This is a genomic window from Frateuria sp., from assembly GCF_035695185.1.
Taxonomy (GTDB): Bacteria; Pseudomonadota; Gammaproteobacteria; order Xanthomonadales; family Rhodanobacteraceae; genus Frateuria_A.
The window spans coordinates 22802-29327 of sequence record NZ_DASSES010000217.1; the positions used below are offsets into that span (position 1 = coordinate 22802).

5 protein-coding genes are annotated in these 6526 nt (G+C 71.7%); 1 reads left to right on the plus strand and 4 read right to left on the minus strand.

Annotation, left to right across the window (positions count from 1 at the left end):
• Positions 1-48 precede the first annotated feature (48 nt).
• Positions 49-711: a UdgX family uracil-DNA binding protein gene (locus VFH59_RS18000; protein ID WP_325166304.1), complete on the plus strand. Its 663-nt coding sequence runs from the start codon at positions 49-51 to the stop codon at positions 709-711.
• 26 nt (positions 712-737) lie between these two features.
• Here VFH59_RS18000 and VFH59_RS18005 read toward each other — a convergent pair whose 3' ends face one another.
• The 4 genes from VFH59_RS18005 to VFH59_RS18020 all read right to left on the minus strand — a co-directional run.
• The gene (locus VFH59_RS18005; RefSeq protein ID WP_325166305.1) at positions 738-3827 is read right to left on the minus strand and encodes an error-prone DNA polymerase; all 3090 of its coding nucleotides are present in this window, start codon (positions 3825-3827) and stop codon (positions 738-740) included.
• A gap of 175 nt (positions 3828-4002) precedes the next feature.
• On the minus strand, positions 4003-5406 hold the full coding sequence (locus VFH59_RS18010; protein WP_325166306.1) for a DNA polymerase Y family protein: 1404 nt from the start codon (positions 5404-5406) through the stop codon (positions 4003-4005).
• A gap of 10 nt (positions 5407-5416) precedes the next feature.
• Positions 5417-6091, minus strand: coding sequence for a translesion DNA synthesis-associated protein ImuA (gene imuA, locus VFH59_RS18015; RefSeq protein WP_325166307.1), 675 nt, complete (start codon positions 6089-6091; stop codon positions 5417-5419).
• A 235-nt stretch (positions 6092-6326) separates the two neighbouring features.
• Positions 6327-6526, minus strand: a 200-nt coding sequence (locus VFH59_RS18020) for a S24 family peptidase (RefSeq protein ID WP_325166308.1), incomplete at its 5' end; no start/stop codon positions are given.

The window sequence follows — 6526 nt, forward strand, 5'->3', positions numbered from 1 at the left end:
GCGACCTTGCCGGCGGGTTCACTCCGCCGAAGCTAGCGTCCGCTGGCCATGCCGACCCGTCACGCCAGCAACCCGTTCGGCGTTCCGCTCGCCAAGCCGGTGGACGAGGTGCCGGCCGGTGCGCTCACGACCCTGCGGCGCAAGGCGCGCGACTGCCACGCCTGTCCGCTGTGGCGCTACGGCACGCAGACGGTCTTCGGGCAGGGCCCGGCGGCGGCGCAGGTGATGCTGATCGGCGAACAGCCCGGGCTGCACGAGGACCGCGAGGGCGTGCCCTTCGTCGGTCCGGCCGGGCAATTGCTCGACCGGGCGCTGCACGAGGCGGGGCTGGACCGTTCGACGCTGTACCTGACCAATACCGTCAAGCACTTCAAGTACGAGACGCGCGGCACCGCCAAGCTGCACAAGCGCGCGAATGCCGCCGAGCAGGCCGCCTGCCGCATGTGGCTGGCGGCCGAATTGCTGCGGGTGAAGCCGAAGCTGGTCGTCGGGCTGGGCGCGATGGCGGCGCAGACGATGTTCGGCAATGCCTTTCGCATCACCCGCGAGCGCGGCGTGTGGCGGCCGCTGGGCGAGGGCACCCGGGGGTTGGCGACCTGGCATCCGTCGGCAGTGCTGCGCATGCCCGAGGAAGCGAAGCGGCACGCGGCGTTCGATGAGCTGGTGGCGGATCTGCGTGCGGTCGCCGGAGCGCTCGGAAAGCTGGCGTAGGTGGGCGTGGCCCACCGCACGCGTCGTCAGTGAAAGTCCCGCGAGCGCACGTCCAGCTCGCCCAGCATCGGTGTCAGGTCCTCCAGCGTGTGCGCGATCAGGTGCTGGACGCCATGCTCGCTTTCCAGGTGGCCTTCGATCGCCAGCAACCGCGACGCGAGCAGCACGCGTCGCTGGCGCAGCACCACGCGCCGCCAGATCACCACATTGGTCAGCCCGAACTCGTCCTCGATGGTCAGGAACACCACGCCGCTGGATGTCTGCGGCTGCTGGCGCAGGGTGACGATGCCGGCCACGCGCACGGGACGGCCGTTGGGCACGCCGGCCAGCTCGTTCGAGGCGCGGTAGTGCCGCGCGCGCAGCCGCGGGCGAAGCAGCCGCAGCGGATGCGGGCCCAGCGTGGTGCCGGTAAGCGCGTAGTCGGCACGCAGGTCCTCGCCGCGCGTGGGCAGCGGCAGCGCGATCGGCTCGGTTTCGGGCGTGGAACCGGGGAACAGCGGCAGCTGCGGTTCGACGCCGGCGATCGCCCAGCGCGCGCGATGGCGATGGCCGGCCAGTGCGCGCAGCGCACCGGCATCGGCGAGCAGGGCCTGGTCGCGGCGATCGAGCTGCGCACGAATGCTCAGGTCCGCCACGTCGACGAACGGCCGCTGTGCGCGGGCAGCCATGATGTCCCTGGCGGTCGCTTCGGAGAAGCCGCGGATCAACCGCAGGCCCATGCGGATCGCCGGCTGCAGCCGCGCATCGCGCTCGGGCTCCAGCATGCAGTCCCAGGCGCTGTGGCGCACGTCGATCGGCAGCGTGCGGATGCCGTGGCGACGCGCATCCTGCAGCAGCTGGTCGGGCGAGTAGAAACCCATCGGTGCGGAGTTGATCAACGCGCAGGCGAACGCCGCCGGCTCGTGGCATTTCAGCCAGCTGCTGACGTAGGCGAGCAGGGCGAAGCTGGCCGCGTGCGATTCGGGGAAGCCGTAGCTGCCGAAGCCCTTGATCTGCTCGAACAGGTGCTCGCCGAACTCGCGGCTGTAGCCGTTCCTGAGCATGCCGGCCAGCAGTTTCTCGCGGTGCGGCTCCAGCCCGCCATGGCGCTTCCAGGCCGCCATCGAACGGCGCAGCGCATCGGCCTGGCTACCGTTGAAGTCGGCCGCGACCATGGCGATCTGCATCACCTGTTCCTGGAACAGCGGGACGCCGAGCGTGCGCTTGAGCACTTCCTTCAGCGCCTCGGAGGGATAGCTGACCTCCTCTTCGCCGTTACGCCGGCGCAGGTAGGGATGCACCATGTCGCCCTGGATCGGGCCGGGACGCACGATCGCCACCTCGATCACCAGGTCGTAGAACTGGCGTGGTTTCAGCCGCGGCAACATGGCCATCTGCGCGCGCGATTCGATCTGGAACACGCCGATGGTGTCGGCGCGGCTGATCATGTCGTAGGTGGGCTTGTCGTCCTTGTGGTCCTTGTTGATGCCGGCGACGGTGTAGTCGCCGCGGCCGCTGTCGCGCAGCAGGTCGAAGGTCTTGCGCAGGGCGGTGAGCATGCCCAGTGCCAGGCAGTCCACTTTCAGCATGCCCAGCGTGTCCAGGTCGTCCTTGTTCCACTGGATCACCGTGCGGCCGTCCATGGCCGTGTTCTCCACCGGCACCAGCGTGGAGAGCGGGTGCTCGGAAATGACGAAGCCGCCGGGGTGCTGGGAGAGGTGGCGCGGGAAACCGATCAGCTGCACGGTGAGCGCGAGCACCTGGCGGATCAGCGGCGTGTCCGGATCGAAGCCGCGCTCGCGCAGCCGGTCCGACGGCGGCACCTCGCCGCTCCAGCGGTCCAGCGTGGCGGACAGCTCGCCGGCCAGTTCCGGCGACATGCCGAGCGCGCGCGCCACGTCGCGGATCGCGCCACGCCCGCGGTACTCGGTCGCCACCGCGGTGAGCGCGGCGCGGTCGCGGCCGTAGCGGTCGAACACGTATTGCAGCACTTCCTCGCGGCGTTCGTGCTCGAAGTCGACGTCGATGTCCGGCGGCTCGTCGCGATCGAGCGAGATGAAGCGCTCGAACAGCAGGTTGCTGGTGGCCGGATCGGCCTCGGTGATGCCGAGCGCGAAGCAGACCAGCGAGTTGGCGGCCGAGCCGCGGCCCTGGCAGAGGATGGCCTTCGAGCGCGCATGGCGCACGATGTCGTGCACGGTGAGGAAGTAGGACTCATACGCCTTGAGCTTGATGAGGGCCAGTTCGTCCTCGATCTGCCTGCGCTCCTTCGCCGGGATGCCATCGGGCCAGCGCCAGCACACGCCTTCCTCGACCAGCTGGCGCAACCAGGTGGCCGGGGTGTGGCCCTCCGGCACCAGCTCGTGCGGGTAGGTGTATTCGAGCTCGTCCAGCCGGAACGTGCAGCGCTGCGCGATCGCGACGCTCTCGGCCAGCAGTTCGGGCGGATGGATGGCCGCGAGTGCGCGCCGCGTGCGCAGGTGGCGCTCGCCGTTGGGGAACAGGCGGTGGCCGGCCTGCGCCACGGTGGTGTGGTGGCGGATCGCGGTCATCACGTCCTGCAGCGGGCGGCGGGCGCGCACGTGCATGTGCGCGTCGCCGCTGGCGACCAGTGGCAGGCCCAGGCGTTCGCCGAGGATGCGCAGGGACGCCAGGCGCGCGTCGTCGTCGGGCCCGCGGTGCAGCTCGACCGCGAGCCAGCAGCGGCCGGGGAAGCGCTCCTTCAGCCAGCTGCCTTCGGCCGCGTCGGGCTGCGCACCGGGCAGCCACAGTGCGAGCAGGCCGTCGGTGTCGCCCAGATCCTCGCGCAGGGATTCGTAGCGGCCCTTGGGTGCGCGGCGCCGCGCGGTGGTGACGAGCTGGCACAACCGCGCGTAGCCCTGGCGGTTCTCCACCAGCAGCACGCACTTGGGGCCGTCGGCAAACCGGAACTCACTGCCGACGATCAGCTTGACGCCGGTTTCGCGCGAGGCTTCGAGCGCGCGCACGATGCCGGCGAGGGTGCATTCGTCGGTGATCGCCAGCGCGCGGTAACCCTGCTGCCGGGCGCGCTCGAACAGCTCGATCGCCAGTGAGGCGCCGCGCTGGAAGCTGAAGGCGGAGAGGCAATGGAGCTCGGCGTAGTCGGGGAGGCTCATGCGGCAAGCCTCCCGTGCCGGGGGAACGGCCTCATGGCGAGCGACTGCTCCCTCCCCTGCTTGGAAGGGAGGGTCGGGGAGGGATTCCACACGTTGCGGCAAGGCCGGCCTACCCCCTCCCAGACTCCCCCCGCGGGCAGGGGAAGGGGCCATCGTGCGCGGGTCACCGCGTGATTCATGCGAACCACCCGTGCAGCATGAAGCCCTCGCGCTCGCCGACCGGGCAATAAGCCCAGGCGCGTTGCCCGGCGGCGGTCTCGACCACGTAGTAGTCGCGCCGCACGTCGCCGTCCCACCAGCCGCTTTCGACGCGTTCGGGGCCGGCCAGGATGCGCAGCTCATGGCCGCGCAGCGGGATCGGTTGCGGCAGCAGCCAGCCGGGGCGCGGCAGGGGCGGGGCGGGGGCGCTTTCGCCGTGGTCGCGCCAGGCGCGCTCGGGACGGTGGTCGGCATGGATCGACAGGCCGTGCACGGCTTCGTCGCCCAGCCGCGCACGCAGGCGTTCGCGCAGTTGCTCCCACGGCACCGCCTGCTGCGGACGCACGTCGAACAGGTCGCGGCCGGCCGGCACGAACGGCGGCAGTTCGCGCGCGACCAGCTGCAGGGCGCGCACCGGTGCGGCCAGCTGCACCAGATCGAGCCGGCCGCGGGCCAGTTCGAACAGCATGGCTGCATCACGTTCGGGGGCGAGCAGGCCGACCGGTATTTCGGTGGCGGCGCCGCGCTCGTGTTCCATCCGCAGCACGAAGCGCTGCACGCCGCCGTCGCGGCCGGCGAGGTAGGCAGCGAGGTCGCCGGTCATGCGCCGCAGCGGGAACAGCAGCTGGCCTGTCGCGCCGACTTCGTAGTTGAACTCGATGCGCGATTCGAAATGATCCGGCGGCTGGTAGCAGGTGAGCGGCGTGGCCAGCGTGCCGCCGAGGCGGTCGAGCTGGTCGAGCGTCCCGGTGCCCACGCGCCGGGCCAGCGCCGCACGCGGCAGGGTGTAGACCTGCGCGAGCCGGCGCAGGCCCATGCGGCGCAGGCTGGCGGCGGCTTCCGGTGGCAGGCCGGCACGCTCCACCGGCAACTGGCCGAGCGCCTGCTTCAGCGGCGCGTCGTGGGTGATCGCCAGGCCATCGTGCACGCCGGCCAGCGCGCGTGCGGCCCAGGGGTTGGGCGCCAGCGCGATGCGGTGGCGGAAGCCGAGTGTGGCCAGGTCCTCGCGCAGCAGCGCTTCCATCCGCGGCCACGGGCCGAACAGGCGGAAACTCGCCTCCACCTCGACCAGCAGCGAGGACGGCATCTGCCGGCTGACCTGGGCGCCGTAACGATAGGCCCATGCGGCGAGGAACGCGTGCCAGCGCATGGTTTCGGCCGGATCGTGCTCGACCACGGCAAAGCGCGCGCAGATCGCCTGCGCCGTAGCCAGGGGCAGACCCGCGCGCAGGCCTTGTGCCTTCGCCGTGGCGTTGACCGCGCGCAGCACGCGCCGCTGCACCGGGCCGTCGACCAGCACCAAGGGTTCGTCCGGCGTGGCATGGCGGCGCAGGACGCCGTCGAGCGCCAGCTGCGGCAACAGGATGCAGGCCCACAACATGCCGTGGGCCTCAGGCGCGGTCCGGGACGGCCGTGGCGGGATGGTCCGGCACCGGCTCCGAAGATGTGCCCAGCGGCAGCGGCCAGGGCAGTGGCTGCGCCGGCGGATTGCCGCCGCGGCACTTGAGCACGCGCAGGCGCGCGGGCCGGCTTTCCAGCACCAGCCGCAGCGCCGCCGGCGAGGCGTGGACGGCCGCCGAGGCGGGACGCATCGCTATCCCCAGGCACTGGCCGGTTTCCGCCGCGAGCTGCAGCCGGCGCAGCGTGCGGTCGTCGGCCTGCTGCGGCCAGCACAGCACGGCGGCGCAGGCGGCCGAGCGCAGGCATTGTTCGGTGGCCCACGGTACGTCGCGTGGATCGGCGCGCACCAACTCGAGCCGGTCCAGCCGTACGCCGGCATTGGCCCAGGCGGCCGGGAAGGGCAGGTAGGGCGGGGCGATCAGTGCGACCAGCCCACCGGCCTGGGTCAGGCGCGCAAGCGTGGGCCACAGCAGGGTGAGTTCGCCGATGCCGTCCAGCGGCAGCAACACCTCGCTCAGCGCGCCTTCGGGCCAGCCACCGCTGGGCAGCACGGCGTCCAGCAGCGGGAAGCCGGTCGGCTGGCGCGAGGAAGGACGGGCCTGCGGCTGGCCGCGCCAGAGGCGGCGGGCGTCGAACAGGTGATCGAGCGCGACGACGTTGCTCATGTGCGCACGCCCGATCCTGCGGGAACTGTGCACGTCGCAACCGATCGGCAAGGCTTCCCCCATCCGCCCGACAGGTGCCTTCCGCCGTGGGATGGGAGGGCGGCGCGATTCCGATCCTTCCCCCGCTTGCGGGGGAAGGTGCCCGAAGGGCGGATGGGGGCGAACGGAGCGCGGCCTTCCATGCTGGCCGCTGCCGGGAAGGACGGGCGCCCGCCCCGGCCTGCGTGGACGTTCATCAGCCGGGCCTCACCAGTCCGGCGAACAAGCCTTCGATGGCGAAGTCGGTGGCGCGCGGGTCCACCTCGATCGGCGTGTAGGCCGGATTGCGCGGCAGCAGGCGGATCCGGCCGTCCTTGCACTCGAACCGCTTGACGGTGAACTCGCCCTCCAGCCGCGCCACCACGGTCTGCCCGTGGCGCGCCTCGGGCGTGCGAT

Coding starts and splice junctions, on each gene's coding strand:
- VFH59_RS18000 (WP_325166304.1), top strand. CDS start 49: ATGCCGACCCGTCACGCCAGCAACCCGTTCGGCGTTCCGCTCGCCAAG.
- VFH59_RS18005 (WP_325166305.1), bottom strand. CDS start 3,827: ATGAGCCTCCCCGACTACGCCGAGCTCCATTGCCTCTCCGCCTTCAGC.
- VFH59_RS18010 (WP_325166306.1), bottom strand. CDS start 5,406: ATGTTGTGGGCCTGCATCCTGTTGCCGCAGCTGGCGCTCGACGGCGTC.
- imuA (WP_325166307.1), bottom strand. CDS start 6,091: ATGAGCAACGTCGTCGCGCTCGATCACCTGTTCGACGCCCGCCGCCTC.